The sequence below is a fragment of the Pseudoalteromonas sp. GB56 genome (assembly GCF_054923835.1).
In genome coordinates, this window is the sequence record NZ_JBPCHK010000001.1 from 1652268 (window position 1) to 1669490 (window position 17223).

The following is a 17223-nucleotide window of genomic DNA, read 5'->3' on the forward strand; positions in this document are numbered from 1 at the left end:
CCTTTAAAAGTGCTCCTGCTCGTCATCAGCTACGCAATCACTGTGTTGCTGCATTTCGTACCACATCACATTGATGACACCAAAGGCGACAGCAAATAAAACACCGAGTATCCAAGCGAAATACCACATAATTCCTCCTTAGTAGCTGCCGTGGCTATTGTTTTCAATTTCTTCGTGACTCACGCGACGCCACATTTTTACGTAACACCACGTGGTGTAAGCGAGTACGATAGGAAGCATTAACACCACCACGATGAACATGATATTCAATGTCATATGGCTTGATACCGCGTCCCAGATTGTCAGACTCATATTGGCATCATGACTTGAAGGCATAATGAATGGGAATATCGCGCTGCCAAAGGTCATGATAATAGCTAGCAACATCACACTGGTTAGCACAAAGCCAAATCCCGCTTTATTGCGCCATGAGCAAATCAGGGCAAGAATTCCTGCAACGTAAGCAAGTACCGGGAAGGTGATTGACCACGGGCGTTGATTGTAGCTGTCCAGCCACAAGCCTTTGCCGACTGTCACCGTTTTTGCTAATGGGTCTGCATGGCTGTTAGCATCCGCCATGGTCATAATGTGCATGCCATCAATTTGCGTAAGCCAAACGCCAGCAAGCGCGAACGTAACTAAGGTAACAAGGGTTGCGACACGGCCAACTTTCGCAGCACGACTCGATACCGGGTCAACCGTGCGCAAGTGCAACCATTGACCCGCGTGGGCGATTAACATGGCTACACTCACAACGCCGCACAGCAATGCAAACGGATTGAGTAGAGCAAAGAACGAACCTAAGTAGCTAACCCGCATTAAATTGTCTATGTGCAGTGGTACACCTTGAATAAGGTTTCCAAACGCGACACCAAATATAAGCGCAGGGATAAAGCTTCCTGCGAACAAGGCCCAATCCCAACGGTTACGCCAAGTGGGGTTGTCTAGTTTAGAACGATAATCAAACGCTAGGGGTCTGAAGAACAGGGCAAACAGTACTAACATCATGGCGAAGTAGAAACCAGAAAAGGCAGCGGCATACACCATCGGCCATGCGGCAAATAAAGCGCCACCGGCAGTGATAAGCCATACTTGATTACCATCCCAATGTGCGCCCACAGTATTGATTACAACGCGGCGTTCCACATCTTCTTTGGCAACGAAAGGCAACAAAATGGCACTGCCCATGTCCATACCGTCTGTGATCGCAAAGCCAATCAACAAGGCTCCAATGAGCACCCACCAGATTAATTTTAATGTTTCATAATCGAAAATCATGATTGGCTCTCCTGCAGTGCCTTACGCTCAAAGAAGTACTTGCCTGTGTGCAATGAACTTGGCCCTTGTTTGATGAAATGCAACATTAACCAGACTTCGATAATGGCCAAGATGGTATAGAACACGATAAAGCCCGTGAGGGAGATTAAGACGTCTGTTGTGGTTAGGCTAGATGTTGCCATAAAAGTAGGGAGCACTTCAGAAATAGCCCACGGCTGACGCCCGTATTCTGCTACAAACCAGCCTGTTTCGATGGCAATCCAAGGCAAAGGAATTGAGAATAGAGCGGCTTTGAGTAGCCAGCGCTTTTGTTCAATGACGCGTTTAGCGTTGTAGTAAAACGAGGCAGCGAAGACAAACAACATAATCACACCACATGCCACCATGATGCGAAATGTCCAAAACATCGGGCCGACTTGCGGAATAGAGTCTTTAACTGCTTTGGCAATTTCATCTTCTGAGGCGTTATAGACATCTTCGCGATAGCGTTTGAGTAAGAGTCCATAACCCAAATCGTCCTTGTACTTTTCAAATTGGGCAATGGTTTGCTCGCTTTCATCACCATTGCGCAACTTTTCCAAATAACGATACGCATGCATACCACTGCGGATACGCTGTTCGTGGCGTACTTGCAGGTCTTTTATACCAATTACTTCTTCATCCAGTGAACGAGTCGCTATGATACCCATTACGTAAGGGATCTTGACTGCCGCGTGTGTTTCCTGTGCTTCTGAGTCAGGAATGCCAAAGAGTGTGAACGCAGCTGGTGGCGGTTCTGTTTCCCATTCGGCTTCGATAGCTGCGAGTTTAACTTGTTGTACCTCACCTACTTCGTAGCCTGATTCATCGCCTAGCAAAATGACGCAAAGTACCGACGCTAACCCGAAACTACAGGCCACAGAAAAGGAACGTTTTGCAAAGGCAACATCGCGACCTCGAAGAATATAGAAGGCGCTGATACCAAGAACAAACATTGAGGCGGCAACATATCCGGCCGATACTGTGTGAATAAACTTAACTTGGGCGACTGGATTGAACACCAGTTCAGCAAAGCTTTGCATTTCCATGCGCATGGTTTGGTAATTAAATTCTGAGCCGACGGGGTTTTGCATCCAACCGTTTGCGATAAGGATCCACAATGCAGATAAGTTAGTCCCGATTGCCATTAGGAAGGTTGCACCTAAGTGCTGGACTTTGGAGAGGCGGTCCCAGCCGAGAAAGAACATGCCAACAAAGGTGGATTCCAAAGAAGAAGGCCATGAGCCCTTCGATTGCCAGTGGCGCGCCAAAAATATCGCCAACGTAGTGAGAATAGTATGACCAGTTAGTTCCGAATTCGAATTCCATGGTCAAGCCAGTGGCCACACCCAGAGCAAAATTAATTCCGAATAACTTGCCCCAAAACTTCGTCATATCACGGTAGATTTCGCGCCCGGTCATGACGTATACAGATTCCATTATCACCAAGATCCATGTCATACCTAAGGTAAGCGGCACGAATAAGAAGTGATAGAAGGCGGTGATCGCAAATTGCAGACGGGATAAGTCCACAAAGGTTTCATCTATCATTGTTTGACCCCTAATATAGTTTGTCTGAACTTTCAGTAATTATTGAAAGTTTGATTAGTATCTAGCCTTTGTTCTCCTTCGTCAATAAAAAATATTAGCATTTACTAATTTAGAGGAGGGTGCAGAGTGTGTAAAATTTGTGCGTTAGGTCGCCTAAATAACATACGCGTTTTCAACTGCCTAGATTTCATTCTTTGAGTGGTTTTAAGCACATCGCAAACAGGGTAGACTAGTCTGTTAATAATAATTATGGTTTTCGGGATTACCCCATTTCATGTGCGCCACAGCAAAACCTCTACGAATCGGTATCGTTGCCGGAGAGATGTCAGGGGACATCCTCGGTGAAGGACTGATCAAAGCGATTCAAAAAACACACCCAGATGCTCAATTTGTTGGTATCGGCGGTCCTCGTATGCAAGCACTTGGCTGTGAAAGTTTATTCGACATGGAAGAGCTTTCGGTGATGGGCTTGGTTGAGGTGCTATCGCGTCTACCCCGATTACTTAAAATCCGCAAACAACTGGTCAATCATTTCATTGATAATCCGCCAGATGTGTTTATTGGTATTGACGCGCCGGATTTTAATTTACGTGTTGAATTGCCGCTAAAAGAAGCGGGCATTACCACGGTTCATTATGTGAGCCCTTCGGTGTGGGCATGGCGTCAAAAACGAATCCATAAAATTGCCAAGGCGACCAACTTAGTCTTGTCTTTATTGCCATTCGAAAAGGCATTCTATGATGAGCACGCTGTGCCGTGCACATTCGTCGGTCATACGCTAGCTGACGATATTGAAGTTGAACAAAATAATGAAGCCGCCAGAGCGCAGCTAGGTTTATCTTCTGAAGATAAAGTCCTAGCTTTGTTACCGGGTAGTCGTGGTTCTGAAGTGGGTTTGTTAACGCCTACTTACGCGCAAACGGCTGAGCGCTTGCAACAGCAAAACCCAGACTTAAAAGTCGTAGTGCCGTTAGTTAATGAATCTCGAAAGCAGCAGTTTTTGATGCTGCAAAAAGAACACGCACCGAAATTGGATGCGATTTTACTCGATGGTCAATCAAGTATCGCTATGCAAGCGAGTGACGCTATTCTACTCGCATCAGGCACTGCGTCTTTGGAAGGGATGTTGTACAAGAAGCCGATGGTAGTTGGCTATAAATTAAAGCCAATGACCTACTGGATGGTGCAAAATGTATTTACCTTTACCATCAAGTATTTCTCTTTACCGAATTTACTCGCGGATGAAGAGCTCGTGCCTGAGTTTTTACAGCATGAGTGTAACGTAGATTCATTATGTGCTGCTTTGGAGCCGCGTTTATATGGTGATACTAGCGCCTTGATACAACGTTTTACCGATATTCATAAAAATATTCGCTGTGACGCCAGTGCTCAAGCAGCTAAAGCAGTATTGGAGCTAATCAATGCAAGTTAATCGTCCTGATGTTCAATACATTGCTGGAGTTGATGAAGTAGGGCGCGGTCCTCTCGTCGGCGATGTCGTCACAGCTGCGGTGATCCTTGACCCGACCAACCCAATTGAAGGTCTTAATGATTCGAAAAAGCTCAGCGATAAAAAGCGCAAAGTGCTAAGCGAAGAGATTAAAGAAAAAGCTTTGAGCTACTGTATTGCAAGAGCCACGGTAGCTGAAATCGACGAACTTAATATTTTGCATGCCACCATGCTGGCGATGAGCCGAGCGGTAGCCGGGTTGGATATCACTCCAGACTTTGTTTTTGTTGATGGCAATCGCTTACCTGAACTTGATGTTGCAGCGCAACCTGTGGTTAAAGGAGATGCACTGGTTGCAGAAATTAGCGCGGCTTCTATTTTAGCTAAAGTGGCGCGCGATGAGGAAATGATTGCGCTTGATGCGCAATATCCGCAATACGGTTTTGCGGGACACAAAGGTTACCCGACGAAAGCACATTTTGAGGCGCTTGCCGAGCATGGTGCTACTGAGCATCACCGAAAAAGCTTTAAACCCGTACAACGAGTTTTAGCTGAGCGAGGACAATAATGGCGGCACCACAATTCGTTCACTTACGCGTTCATAGCGACTTTTCTATGGTGGATGGCTTGGTAAAAACCAAGCCAATCGTTGCAGCTGCCCAGGCCCAACAACTCAGCGCTTTGGCTATTACCGACCAGATGAACCTGTGTGGCTTAGTGCGTTTTTATGGCGCGGCTCACGGTGCGGGTATTAAGCCTATTGTCGGTGCTGATATGTGGCTTAACACCCCTGAATTTCCTGATGAAGCGTGTCGAATTGTATTATTAGCCAAAAACAACGAAGGCTATAAGAATCTTACATTATTAATTTCAAAGGCCTATTTGCGTGGTCATGTGATGCACCGCGCGATGATTGATCGCGACTGGTTGGCAGAGCACGGTGAGGGAATCATTATCCTCAGTGGTGCGAAAGACGGTGACCTTGGTAAGGCTTTACTCAAAGGTAATGCGGGTATTATTGATGAAATAAGCGCGTTTTATCGCACCCATTTCCCTAACGATTACTACCTAGAACTCATTCGCACTTCCCGTGATGAAGAAGAGACCTATCTTCATCTCGCTGTTGAACATGCCTATGAGCATAACTTACCGGTCGTTGCGACCAATGAAGTGGTGTTCTTAAAGCCAGAAGATTTTGAACCCCATGAAATCCGCGTGGCGATTCATGATGGTTACACCCTTGAAGACAAGCGCCGCCCTAAGCGTTTCTCGCAAGAGCAATACCTGAAAACCCCTGAGCAAATGGCAGAGCTATTTAGCGATATTCCAGAAGCGCTTCAAAACACCGTGGAAATCGCTAAGCGTTGTAACGTGACTGTGCAGTTAGGCACATACTTTTTGCCAGACTACCCGACAGGCTCACTGAAAATCGAGGACTTCCTTGTTAAAGTCTCCCGCGATGGCCTTGAAGAGCGTTTGCAATTCTTATTCCCAGACGAGCAAGTGCGTGCCGAGCGCCGTGGTGAATATGATGAGCGTTTGCAAATAGAGCTCGACGTTATCAACCAAATGGGATTCCCAGGTTACTTCTTAATCGTAATGGAGTTCATCCAGTGGTCCAAGGATAACAATATTCCCGTGGGCCCAGGTCGAGGCTCGGGTGCGGGTTCATTGGTTGCGTACGCACTCAAAATCACCGACCTAGATCCGCTGCAATTTGACCTGCTATTCGAGCGATTCTTGAACCCAGAACGTGTATCGATGCCCGATTTCGACGTCGACTTCTGTATGGATAGGCGAGATGAAGTAATTGACCACGTAGCGAAACTCTATGGCCGTGATGCGGTATCTCAGATCATCACCTTCGGTACCATGGCAGCTAAAGCGGTAATTCGAGACGTGGGGCGTGTGCTTGGCCACCCTTATGGTTTTGTGGACAGAATTTCTAAGCTTATCCCTGGCGACCCAGGGATGACGCTCGCCAAAGCCTTTGAAATTGAACCACGCTTACCTGAAGCCTACGATGGCGATGAAGAAGTGCGCGATCTCATTGATATGTGTCGCATTCTTGAAGGCTGTACGCGTAACGCCGGTAAACACGCTGGTGGCGTTGTAATCTCACCGACCACAATCACTGACTTTGCGGCTTTGTATTGTGATGAAGAGGGTAAATTCCCAGTTACGCAATTCGACAAAAACGATGTTGAAGAAGCGGGGCTGGTAAAATTCGACTTCCTGGGTCTGCGAACGCTCACCATTTTGCAGTGGGCATTGGATATGACCAACGAGCGTCTTGCTCGTGAGGGTAAACAGCCTGTTGATATCAACGCGATTCCACTGGATGACAGACCCAGTATCGAATTGCTATTACGTGCCGAAACCACGGCGGTGTTCCAGCTCGAATCGCGTGGTATGAAAGACCTTATTCGCCGCCTAAAACCCGACTGCTTCGAAGATATGATCGCACTGGTGGCCTTGTTCCGTCCCGGCCCATTGCAATCAGGCATGGTAGATAACTTTATCGACCGTAAGCACGGAAACGAAGAAATTTCTTACCCAGATGCCCAATACCAGCACGACAGTTTGCAGCCCATTTTGGAGCCAACCTACGGCGTAATCCTGTATCAGGAGCAGGTAATGCAGATTGCGCAGGTGCTTGCGGGTTACTCGCTCGGTGGCGCTGACTTACTGCGTCGAGCCATGGGTAAGAAAAAGCCAGAAGAAATGGCCAAACAACGCTCAACGTTCGAAGAAGGCGCAATTAAGAACGGCGTAGACGGCGAGCTGGCGATGAAAATCTTCGACTTGGTAGAAAAGTTCGCAGGTTACGGCTTTAACAAATCACACTCTGCAGCATACGCACTGGTTTCTTATCAAACCTTGTGGATGAAAACCCACTATCCGGCAGAATTCATGGCTGCGGTAATGTCCGCAGATATGGACAACACAGACAAAATTGTGACGCTGGTGGATGAATGCGAAAACATGAAGTTGGCACTGTTGCCACCGGATGTGAACGCAGGCTTATATAAGTTTACTGTTAATCGCCAAGGCCAGATTGTCTATGGTATCGGCGCGATTAAAGGGGTGGGTGAAGGCCCTGTAGAGGCGATTCTGCAAGCCCGCGAAGCAGACGGTCCGTTTAAAGATCTCTTTGACTTCTGTGCCCGCGTTGATCTTAAACGCCTGAATAAGCGTGTGATTGAAAAGTTGATCATGGCGGGTGCTATGGACAAGCTCGGCCCGGATCCAGTGCAAGGTGGTCGTGCGATTTTGATGGCTTCATTACCAGAAGCAATTAAATCTGCCGAGCAGCACAATAAAGCCGAGCAACTGGGTCAGGGTGATTTATTTGGCTTGCTTGCAACGGAGCCGGAAGAAGTTGAACAAGCATTTAAACGCGTCCCTTATTTCACTGATAATCAGTGGCTCGACGGTGAGCGCGAAACACTCGGTTTATTCTTAACAGGCCACCCAATTAATCAGTATCGTAGTGAATTAAAGCACTATACGAGTGGAAAACTCGTCGATCTGACGCCAACTGAGCGAGATGTCCAAACCACAGCCGCTGGGTTGGTGATTGGTGCCCGTACCTTGATAAATAAGAAGAATAAACGTTGGGGATTACTCACTTTAGATGACAAGAGTGCGCGTATTGATGTACGCTTATTCCCAGAACAGTTCGAAATGTTCCAAGAATTGCTGCAAATCAACAATATCTTGGTCATAACTGGACAGGTCAGCTTTGATAACTTCTCTGGCGGCATTACAATGACCGCCAGAGACGTCTGTACTCTTGCTGAGGCCCGTGAAAAACGCATTAAAGCGATGAAAATGACGGTCGATATGGCGCAAATTGATGACAACTTCTTCGAAAAGTTGGAAAAAGTGCTTGAACCGTACAAGTTTGGTACGTGTCCGGTAAAAATACTTTACCGCCGACCAGATGCCTTAGCCGAGTTGGAACTAGGAACACAATGGTGTGTGACGCCAGCGGATGACTTAATTCATAAGTTATCGCTCATGGCGGCACAAAATATAGAATTAGAATTTAATTAAATGGGTTAATGAGCGCATGAGTCTCAATTATTTGGATTTCGAACTACCAATTGCGGAATTGGAAGCGAAGATTGAAGAGTTACGCACCGTCAGTCGTGCTGGCGAATTGGATTTAGGTCTGGAAGAGGAAGTCTCTCGCCTAAAAGAGAAAAGTGTTGAACTAACAAATAAAATCTTTTCTGAATTAGGCGCTTGGCAGGTTTCTCAACTAGCTCGCCACCCTTTGCGTCCTTATACACGTGATTACATTGAGCGTATTTTTACTGAATTTGACGAGCTAGCAGGCGATAGAGCATTTGCGAACGATCCAGCAATCGTTGGTGGTGTAGCACGCTTAGACGGCGAACCAGTTATGGTTATCGGTCAACAAAAAGGTCGAGATACAGCTGAAAAAATTAAACGCAACTTCGGTATGCCAAAACCAGAAGGTTACCGTAAAGCGTTACGTTTAATGGAAATGGCAGAACGTTTTAAAATGCCAATTTTCACTTTCATTGACACCCCAGGTGCTTATCCAGGTGTAGGCGCTGAAGAGCGTGGTCAAAGTGAAGCAATTGCGCGTAACTTAAAAGTGATGGCTGCACTTAAAGTTCCCACGATCTGTACTGTTATTGGTGAAGGTGGTTCAGGCGGTGCACTGGCGATTGGTGTGGGAGATCGCGTAAACATGTTGCAGTACAGCACGTACTCTGTAATTTCACCAGAGGGTTGTGCGTCGATCCTGTGGAAGAGTGCTGAAAAGGCCCCTCTTGCAGCTGAAGCTATGGGTGTAACAGCACAACGTGTTAAAGAACTAGACCTGATCAACAATATCATTGACGAACCGCTAGGTGGCGCACATCGTAACTACGATGCAATGGCTAAGAGTCTAAAAGCACAATTAAAGCGTGATCTCGCCGAACTACGTCAAAACAGCGTTGAAGAAATGCTGGATTTACGCTACAAACGCTTAATGAGCTTCGGTTACTGTTAAGCAAGAAAAAGGCCGCTCAGTCGGCCTTTTTTAATACCTAATCACATGCAAACACGCTTTAATAATATCCTCAACGAATTGATAACTACTGTTCCTGATTGCACTGGCCTTGCCGTTGCCCTCAGTGGTGGTTTAGATTCGATGGCATTACTAGAATTGACTCATCATTATGCTCAGAAGCAGCGTCTGCCACTGTGCGCTGTGCACATTCATCACGGATTGAGCGCTAATGCGGATGCCTGGTTGGCCTTCGTAGAAAATCAATGTGAGCAACGTGACATCACGTTCTTTAGCCAAAAAGTAACCCTCTCAACTGAGACCCGAAAAGGGATTGAAGCAAAAGCGCGAGAAGCACGCTATGAGGCGATGAATAAGCTTGTGCCCATGGGGTACGCCATTTTGTTGGGGCAACATAAGGACGATCAAGTTGAGACGTTCTTTTTGCGTCTAAAGCGTGGAGCAGGGGTAAAAGGTTTGGGGGCAATGCAAGCTGCTAGCTGTTGGCAAGATAGAGTATTACTCAGGCCGCTGTTGGACTTTTCGCGCGCACAGCTAGCGCAATTCGCTCGCGTCAGTCGGTTGACGCACATTCATGACGAGTCAAACGACGATAGCACGTTCGATCGTAACTTTTTGCGCAACGATGTGTTGCCCTTGCTCAATGAACGTTTCCAGGGGTTCAATGACAAAGTGGCACAAACTGCCAGTTTATTGCAATCGCAACAAGCATTGCTCGATGAATTTGCGTTGGCAGATTTGCGAAATGCGCAGTGCAACCCCAAGCAATTGTGTGCGAGCACGCTTCTTTCTTTTGGGTCTTCGCGCTGTAACAATGTGCTGCGATATTGGTTAGGGTTGCACCATTTTTTAATGCCATCACAAGCCAAACTCGATGAGTTTTTGCAGCAACTCACAACCGCCCGTGATGATTCACAGCCAGAAATAGTCCTAAAATCTTTAAGTGGTCGCAGTGGCTTCTTACGTCGCTACAATGGTGATATTTATCTTGTTGATCATGAGCATACCTGTGTCGAGCAACCTGTAGATTTCAGGGAACAGCCAATTGAGCTCAGTGATGGTCGCGCTATTTTAATAACAAAAGGTGAAGGCGTTCGCCTGCCTCTCGCACAAGAGCATGTGAGTATTAAGTTTGCGAAGCTTAGCGCGAAAATCAGACCTCAAAACAAACCATACAGCAATAAGCTAAGCCACTGGCTAAAAGAGCTCAAAGTGCCGCCTTGGCAACGTGCGAAGATTCCATTGATTTTTTACGATGATACCTTGGTTGCCGTGGTTGGTTACTTTTATAATTACGACTTTTTAGTGTCCGAAGGATTACAATGGCAACTCAACACTCGCAGCCCCATGTAGGTTTATCATTAGTCGCTAAAGCGCCAATTGCGTTCACAATGCTTACTTTATTAATTGTGGCTGTGGCGACTTTGAGTACGCCGCTGTGGCACATCCTAGGTTATTCTGTGCTAGCAGGATTGGTGTGTGGGGGATTGCTACTTGCCTATTGGTCTGGCAAAGGAGGACTTTACTTTATTCTGGGCCTACTGGTGCCGCTTGCAAACGTTGTTGCTGTCGATTTATCTAGCTTTACGTCCTTGTATCAGCTGATATTGGCCTTCTTTTGTGGGTTCTGGCTGTCTTTGTGTGTTTTCAAACTCGCCACAGGCAAAGAGTCATCCGGCGCACCACGATAAGTATTACGACCACTGAACTTCGCTTGGTAAAGCGCTTTATCAGCACGCTCAAATAAGCCCACATTGGTGTCTAATGTGCGTGCTAATGTAAAGCCAATACTGCATGTTACACCGTAGCGCGTCATGATCGCACTTTGCTGCACGGCACTGATAATGCGTTTTGCAATCACATCATTGGTTTCATACAGGTTGTCATCAATGAGTACTGCGAACTCATCACCACCGAAACGAAAGACTGTGTCAGTTCCACGAATTGATTGACTCAGAATCGCCGCAAATTCTTGCAGTGTTTGATCGCCTGCTTGGTGGCCAAAGCGATCATTCACTTGTTTAAAGTTATCTAAATCCAATAGCATTAAGCTAAATGGACGATGCTGGCGACGGCACGCTTCAAGCTTTTTATCCACATTGACGTTGAAATCGCTGCGATTGTTTAGTCCCGTAAGTGGATCACGTGTTGCAAGACGTAGAACGCGGTTGTAGGTCAACGCATTGCGAAGCGGGTATGCTAAGATTTTATGCCACTGCTTGAGCTGGGCAGATAATTGATTAGAAAACGCCACAGTACTGAAATACACCAGTTGACCAAGGTGTTCGCCTTCAACATCAATATCAAAGCGATTGGCCACATTACCACTTCGACTTTTTGTCATTTCATTGACGCCTAAACTGGAGTGAAGTTGTAAGCCACAGAACGCTGCATAAGGGGCAACATATTGAGCAAAGGTATCGAGCAAAGTAATCAATTCTAAGCTGCGCTGCAATTGCTGCGTTAACCCAGTTGCGTTGAACGTGCTTTGGGTGCGGAAAAAATGTGCCGCTTTTGCTGCATCGTTGCTCGGTTGGCTGTGGTCATATGTCAAAATGTGGACGTTATCCATCATATTCACTCCAAGACTAAATTCGTATATAACCTATGCTATAAACGTGCCAAAAATTTAAACTGGCCATAAAACAAGCTCTTGCTATAGTTATTTGTAGGGTTTGGGGTCCGAGTCAAGCTATTGACGCTTAAGGAGTGCCATGCAGGAGCTGTTTATAGAAGTATTTGGGCTGCTACTCAGCGCAGTAGCCTTGGTGTGGTTATTTAAACGGCTTGGCTTACCCGTTATTTTGGCCTACCTAGTGACCGGTATTATGGCTGGGCCACATGGCTTTGACTGGCTCGCAAATGAGTCGCAGATACAAGCTGTTGCCGAGCTTGGTATTGTTTTTTTACTTTTCAGCTTAGGCTTGGAGTTCTCACTTCCTCGGTTAATTGCCATGCGCAACATCGTATTCGGTGTAGGGCTGTTGCAAGTAACCTTATCTTCCGGCGCATTTTTTATATGTCTGCTAATTTTCGGCTTCGACAAGCTCAGTGCGTTCGCGATCGCGACTCTGGTGGCATTGTCCTCTACGGCTGTAGTGGTGAAATGCCTCAAAGACAGTGGCCAATTACAAAAGCGACGAGGCCAGCTCGCCGTCGGTGTATTGTTGTTTCAAGATTTGGCTGTAGTGCCATTACTCATCGCCATTCCTTTGCTCGCAAGCAATACTGAACAATCTTTGTTCATGAGTTTGGGCATAGCCCTTTTAAAAGGTGCACTGGTCTGCGCGTTATTGTGGGCGGTTGGGAAATGGTTGTTGCCCCGTATCTTTAACGAAGTGGCACGGATGCGAAATGAAGAACTTTTCGTACTCACTACGTTGTTAGTAACCCTTTTTGCCGGTGGGCTGACTCATTGGTTCGGTTTGTCGATGGCTCTTGGGGCCTTTTTGGCGGGCATGATGCTTGGGGAAAGCCAATACCGTCATCAGTTAGAGAGCGATATACGCCCATTTAGAGATATCCTTATGGGCTTGTTCTTTGTCACTGTGGGGATGCAGTTAAGTATTATCTATGTGTTCTCGCACCTGCATCTAATTCTAGCCTTGTTGGTCATCATGATGCTGTGCAAATGCCTGATTTTAGCTGTCGTTGCACAAGCAATGGGTGAGCGTAAAAACGATGCCTTAAGTGCCGGGCTCATGCTGTGTCAGATGGGGGAGTTTGGTTTTGTCCTGGTCGCGCTTGCTAAGTCCTATGGCATCTTAGATGCTGAGCTTTCTTCTTTGCTCATTGCTCTTGGTGTACTGTCGATGGCCATTACTCCTTATTTGATCGATTGGGCGCCGGTGTGGGTGAGTCGATTGGTGTTCATGCCCGTCGAACAAGTCGATGATTTACAAAGCGCGAACGATGATTTATCGGACCACGTTATTGTGTGTGGTTATGGCCGAGTTGGCCAAAACATCAGTCGCTTTTTACAAGCTGAAGCGTTGCCCTTCGTCGCGATTGATCTTGATCCTTACCTCGTTCGCCAGGGCCGCCATGCAAATTATCCATTAATGTTTGGTGACGTAACGCAAAAAAGCATCTTAGCTGGCGCAGGTGCTGCGCAAGCACAATTAGTTGTCATCACTTTTACTGACCTCAACAAAGTTAAATTAGTGACTGAAGTTATTAAAGAAGTCGCGCCGAAAGTGAATATTTTGGCGCGTATGCCTGATGATGCCCATTTGGATGAACTCAAAGAAGTAGGTGTTTCTGAGGTTGTGCCAGAATCACTAGAAGCGAGTTTAATGTTGGCATCTCATGTGTTGTTCATGAGCGGCGTGCCTATGAAGCGCATCATACGCCGAGTGAGCCAAGAACGAGAAAATCGCTATTCGTTACTGCATAGTTTTTACATCAGTGACGAAGCGCCGCATCGAGAGGGCAATACAGACATGCTTGAATATCTGCATGTGATGGCCTTGGCTGATAACGCGTATGCCGTAGGAAAAAAAATATCCGAATTAAACCTCACTCAACGTCGAGTGAGCATTACAGCTATGCGTCGCAGTGGGCGAGAAATTGAAAACCCGAGCTTAGATACCATTTTGCTTGGCCAAGATGTGTTAGTACTGCGTGGAAAGCCCAGACGCGTCGAGCGATGCGAGCGTTTTCTACTTAATGGTGGCGAAACGCTTTAGACGCACAAATAAAAGATGAGCTGTTGCAGTTTAACTGTCAGTATGGGTATTACACATCCATCATACATTTTTAGCTGCAAACACATTTGATTAATGCGCGTTACTGACAGTTTTTGCTCATTAAACACCAGTCAGGCCTGTGCGTTAAATAGTAAATACATTAGCGCCTTTGTACTTTGTATGATCGGCAACAAAAAATATAAGAAATTTCAGTGAATATCTTGATTTAGCTGTTTCTAAAATCGAAAGATTAACTATGATCACAAGTGAGTACTAACATTATCGAGTAAATTCGATTTGACATTAAGAATGTGTTTTGGACGTTTCACGTTTATTAGGGAGATAACTATGTTCAAGATAAAACACTTTGCAAGTAGCCTCTTGTTTTCGTTTAGTCTGATATCCGCTCCATTAGCGGCCGCCGATAAGCCTAACATACTGATTTTATTTCCAGATGATGTAGGTTGGCAGAATGTTAGCGCTTATGGCAACGGCACGATGGGATATCGCACGCCCAATATTGACCGTATTGCCAAAGAAGGTGCGATGTTCACGGACCATTATGCTCAACCTTCTTGCACCGCAGGTCGAGCAGCACTCATTACAGGTCAATACCCGATCAGAAGCGGCATGACAACGGTTGGGCGCCCGGGTGCGACGCTTGGTCTGAAGCCACAATCACACACTTTGGCTGAAGTACTTAAAGAGCAGGGTTACGCAACAGGTCAGTTTGGTAAAAATCACCTCGGTGACCGAAATGAACATTTACCTACCGTTCACGGCTTTGACGAGTTTTTCGGGAACTTATATCACCTGAATACCCAAGAAGAGTTTGAGCAAGTTGACTACCCTAAAGATCCTGAGTTCTTCAAAAAGTATGGCACTCGAGGTGTATTACATACCAAAGCCACCAACAAGGATGACAAAACGATTGACCCTAGATTTGGCAAAGTAGGCAAACAAACCATCAAAGATACAGGGCAGCTTGGTCGCGAGCGCATGAAAACGATGGACCAAGAGTTTGTTGATGCCACGTTAGACTTTATCAAGCGTGCCAAAGAAGACGGTAAACCATTCTTCGTGTGGTTCAACCCAAGTCGTATGCATATGTATACCAGACTCAGTGATGAAAGCCGTTACCTTGCAGCGCAATACACAACAGAGCATGACCTGTATGGCAGTGGTTTGATTGAGCACGACCAACAAATAGGTGAATTACTTGACTCGTTAGAGGAAATGGGTGTGTTGGACAATACCATTGTGGTTTACTCGACAGATAACGGCCCTGAACACAGTGCGCGATTGCATGGTGGTACAACGCCTTTCCGTGGTGAAAAAATGACAACGTACGAAGGTGGAGTGAGAGTACCTATGATGGTTCGATGGCCTGGTAAGATTCCGGCAAATACGGTGTTGAACGGCATTCAAACCCATATGGATATCTATACCACACTAGCTGCAGCAGCGGGCGAGCCAAATATTGCTGAAAAAGTGTTAAAAGAACATAAGCAACCGATTGATGGGGTTAACAACCTTGACTACTGGATGGGCAAAACGCAAGAAAGTGCGCGAGATCATTACCTTTACTATTACGAATCGAGCATTAAAGCAATTCGTTATAAGCAATGGAAATTGCATTTTGAAACCAGTGAGAACTACTATGCCCCTTATGTAAAACAAAAGTTCCCGATCTTCTACAACATTCGATTGGACCCGTTTGAAAGTTTTGATGGTACCACAGATAGATCCGATATTGTTCAAGCTAAGCAGTGGCTTAATGAACCTGTGCAACATATCTTGGGCGAACATATTAAGTCGCTTAAGGAATACCCGCCAGTTCAAAAAGCAGCGAGTTTTGACTTTAGCGAGATCATGGAACAGTTAACTTCTGGTAAACAATAAGCTGATTAATCAAGAAGTTTAGTTAACAGTGAAGAGCGAATTTCGGCCATTTTTCTAATTGCGGTTATTCGCTCTTTTTTAGATAGTAATTCTTCCTAATAACCATTTTAAATTAATCCAAACATAAAAAATGGCGTAACTCTTTGAGATTAGCGAGGCCATCTTGGTACCCAAGTTCAATGAGATGTTGGGTATAGCGTTTTTCGAATAATAAGTAGCTCGGTAAACTTGATTCACTGTATCGCTTTACACCTATGCATCGTAGCAAGGTACGAATTGCTAGTGGCATATCATCAAAATACTCACTGCTAATAGCATTAAAATTGTGCGAGGGATTAATTACAAAGGTGTCGATGTGCTTTAATTCTTGGTGTCGGTCTTTCGCATTGATTAAGCCCACCGTACGGTTAATACGTTCAACCCTTTCTAAATCAGCTTGAATGGTGTCAGCAAACACACTGTCTAACAAGTGGCCAGCGATATGAGAAATGCCCGGGTAGTGGGGGGCATATTTGCGCGTTTCATCTTTGGGTTGCTCAACACCAATGACAAAAATGCGTTCAGCTCCTAAGTGAATGGCACTTGATAATGGTGACATTTGGTGGATTGAGCCATCACCGTAATATTGATGGCGGATTTTGACGCTCGGAAACACCACGGGAATGGCACTGGACGCCATCAAATGCTCCAGATGAATGCGTGTTTTTATGCCTTTGCGTTTTGCGCGCTTCCAGGGTTTAGCATCACCACTTTGAAAAAATGTGATGGAATCCCCGGTACTGTAGTTAGATGCTGTTACACCCAATGCATCTATAACACCACGGTGTATATTGCGATCGATGCGCTCCATAGGCAACACGTCGGCCAATAACTTTCTCAGTGGCGAGTTGTTAAACAGACTTCCGGGCGCATGGTTAGCATGGCCAGAGCGAAAGCTCGAAAGGACGTTACGAATAATATGGCCATAAACATGGGCAAAATCACTGCGATACACATGGGAAGTATGAAATTGGCCCCACACGGCGTCGAGTTTTCTTGCGGCAAGGTGGGCACATGACGACCAGCAGGCGAGTGCTACGGAATTTATTGCCCCAGCAGAGGTCCCAGTAATAATACGAAATGGCAGCGGCGCCGTTCGTGGTAGGCTATGAGCAAGGGCTTTAATCACTCCGGCTTGATATGCAGCTCGGGCGCCCCCACCACTTAATAACAAAGCCGTGCCTTTTCGGCCGCAATTCGTTTGCTTTCGCATAGTATTTGCACTTAAATGGACACTTAACTTAAAT

The 17223-nt window shown here is 46.0% G+C and carries 11 protein-coding genes and 1 pseudogene; 7 read left to right on the top strand and 5 right to left on the bottom strand.

Going from position 1 to position 17223, the window contains the following annotated elements; genetic code table 11:
• Nucleotides 1-3: 3 nt before the first annotated feature.
• The 3 genes and pseudogenes from cydX to ACH19P_RS07905 form a co-directional block, all read right to left on the bottom strand.
• Nucleotides 4-129, bottom strand: coding sequence for a cytochrome bd-I oxidase subunit CydX (gene cydX, locus ACH19P_RS07895; RefSeq protein WP_462158063.1), 126 nt, complete (start codon nucleotides 127-129; stop codon nucleotides 4-6).
• 9 nt (nucleotides 130-138) lie between these two features.
• Nucleotides 139-1278, bottom strand: coding sequence for a cytochrome d ubiquinol oxidase subunit II (cydB, locus tag ACH19P_RS07900; RefSeq protein WP_462158064.1), 1140 nt, complete (start codon nucleotides 1276-1278; stop codon nucleotides 139-141).
• Nucleotides 1275-2847, bottom strand: a pseudogene (locus ACH19P_RS07905) (cytochrome ubiquinol oxidase subunit I). Before ACH19P_RS07905 ends, cydB begins: the two are co-directional and overlap by 4 nt.
• Before the next feature lie 274 nt (nucleotides 2848-3121).
• Between ACH19P_RS07905 and lpxB the strand changes: the two are divergent.
• The 5 genes from lpxB to tilS are packed head-to-tail and all read left to right on the top strand — an operon-like array spanning nucleotide 3122 to nucleotide 10700.
• The gene (gene lpxB / locus ACH19P_RS07910) at nucleotides 3122-4279 is read left to right on the top strand and encodes a lipid-A-disaccharide synthase (RefSeq protein ID WP_462158065.1); all 1158 of its coding nucleotides are present in this window, start codon (nucleotides 3122-3124) and stop codon (nucleotides 4277-4279) included.
• Nucleotides 4269-4865, top strand: a complete 597-nt coding sequence (gene rnhB, locus ACH19P_RS07915; protein WP_462158066.1) for a ribonuclease HII — start codon at nucleotides 4269-4271, stop codon at nucleotides 4863-4865. Before lpxB ends, rnhB begins: the two co-directional genes overlap by 11 nt.
• The gene (gene dnaE / locus ACH19P_RS07920; RefSeq protein ID WP_462158067.1) at nucleotides 4865-8356 is read left to right on the top strand and encodes a DNA polymerase III subunit alpha; all 3492 of its coding nucleotides are present in this window, start codon (nucleotides 4865-4867) and stop codon (nucleotides 8354-8356) included. Before rnhB ends, dnaE begins: the two co-directional genes overlap by 1 nt.
• A 16-nt stretch (nucleotides 8357-8372) precedes the next feature.
• On the top strand, nucleotides 8373-9329 hold the full coding sequence (accA, locus tag ACH19P_RS07925) for an acetyl-CoA carboxylase carboxyl transferase subunit alpha (protein ID WP_462158068.1): 957 nt from the start codon (nucleotides 8373-8375) through the stop codon (nucleotides 9327-9329).
• 45 nt (nucleotides 9330-9374) lie between these two features.
• The gene (gene tilS, locus ACH19P_RS07930) at nucleotides 9375-10700 is read left to right on the top strand and encodes a tRNA lysidine(34) synthetase TilS (protein ID WP_462158069.1); all 1326 of its coding nucleotides are present in this window, start codon (nucleotides 9375-9377) and stop codon (nucleotides 10698-10700) included.
• Between the two features lie 244 nt (nucleotides 10701-10944).
• On the opposite strand, the gene ACH19P_RS07935 is transcribed toward tilS, so the two are convergent.
• A complete protein-coding gene (locus tag ACH19P_RS07935) occupies nucleotides 10945-11919 on the bottom strand; it encodes a GGDEF domain-containing protein (RefSeq protein ID WP_462159327.1) in 975 nt (324 codons plus the stop codon).
• Between the two features lie 142 nt (nucleotides 11920-12061).
• Here ACH19P_RS07935 and ACH19P_RS07940 point away from each other — a divergent pair, with 142 nt between their 5' ends.
• Nucleotides 12062-14035, top strand: coding sequence for a monovalent cation:proton antiporter-2 (CPA2) family protein (locus ACH19P_RS07940; RefSeq protein ID WP_462158070.1), 1974 nt, complete (start codon nucleotides 12062-12064; stop codon nucleotides 14033-14035).
• A gap of 348 nt (nucleotides 14036-14383) precedes the next feature.
• Complete coding sequence (locus tag ACH19P_RS07945) at nucleotides 14384-15937, top strand: arylsulfatase (RefSeq protein ID WP_462158071.1); 1554 nt, start codon at nucleotides 14384-14386, stop codon at nucleotides 15935-15937.
• Nucleotides 15938-16049: 112 nt separating this feature from the next.
• On the opposite strand, the gene ACH19P_RS07950 is transcribed toward ACH19P_RS07945, so the two are convergent.
• Nucleotides 16050-17189: a patatin-like phospholipase family protein gene (locus tag ACH19P_RS07950; RefSeq protein ID WP_462158072.1), complete on the bottom strand. Its 1140-nt coding sequence runs from the start codon at nucleotides 17187-17189 to the stop codon at nucleotides 16050-16052.
• Between the last annotated feature and the right edge of the window lie 34 nt (nucleotides 17190-17223).

Excerpts from the sequence above, each read along its gene's own strand:
- dnaE (WP_462158067.1), top strand. The coding sequence starts at position 4,865 with ATGGCGGCACCACAATTCGTTCACTTACGCGTTCATAGCGACTTTTCT.
- rnhB (WP_462158066.1), top strand. The coding sequence starts at position 4,269 with ATGCAAGTTAATCGTCCTGATGTTCAATACATTGCTGGAGTTGATGAA.
- cydX (WP_462158063.1), bottom strand. The coding sequence starts at position 129 with ATGTGGTATTTCGCTTGGATACTCGGTGTTTTATTTGCTGTCGCCTTT.
- tilS (WP_462158069.1), top strand. The coding sequence starts at position 9,375 with ATGCAAACACGCTTTAATAATATCCTCAACGAATTGATAACTACTGTT.
- accA (WP_462158068.1), top strand. The coding sequence starts at position 8,373 with ATGAGTCTCAATTATTTGGATTTCGAACTACCAATTGCGGAATTGGAA.
- ACH19P_RS07945 (WP_462158071.1), top strand. The coding sequence starts at position 14,384 with ATGTTCAAGATAAAACACTTTGCAAGTAGCCTCTTGTTTTCGTTTAGT.
- cydB (WP_462158064.1), bottom strand. The coding sequence starts at position 1,278 with ATGATTTTCGATTATGAAACATTAAAATTAATCTGGTGGGTGCTCATT.
- ACH19P_RS07950 (WP_462158072.1), bottom strand. The coding sequence starts at position 17,189 with ATGCGAAAGCAAACGAATTGCGGCCGAAAAGGCACGGCTTTGTTATTA.
- lpxB (WP_462158065.1), top strand. The coding sequence starts at position 3,122 with ATGTGCGCCACAGCAAAACCTCTACGAATCGGTATCGTTGCCGGAGAG.
- ACH19P_RS07940 (WP_462158070.1), top strand. The coding sequence starts at position 12,062 with ATGCAGGAGCTGTTTATAGAAGTATTTGGGCTGCTACTCAGCGCAGTA.
- ACH19P_RS07935 (WP_462159327.1), bottom strand. The coding sequence starts at position 11,919 with ATGGATAACGTCCACATTTTGACATATGACCACAGCCAACCGAGCAAC.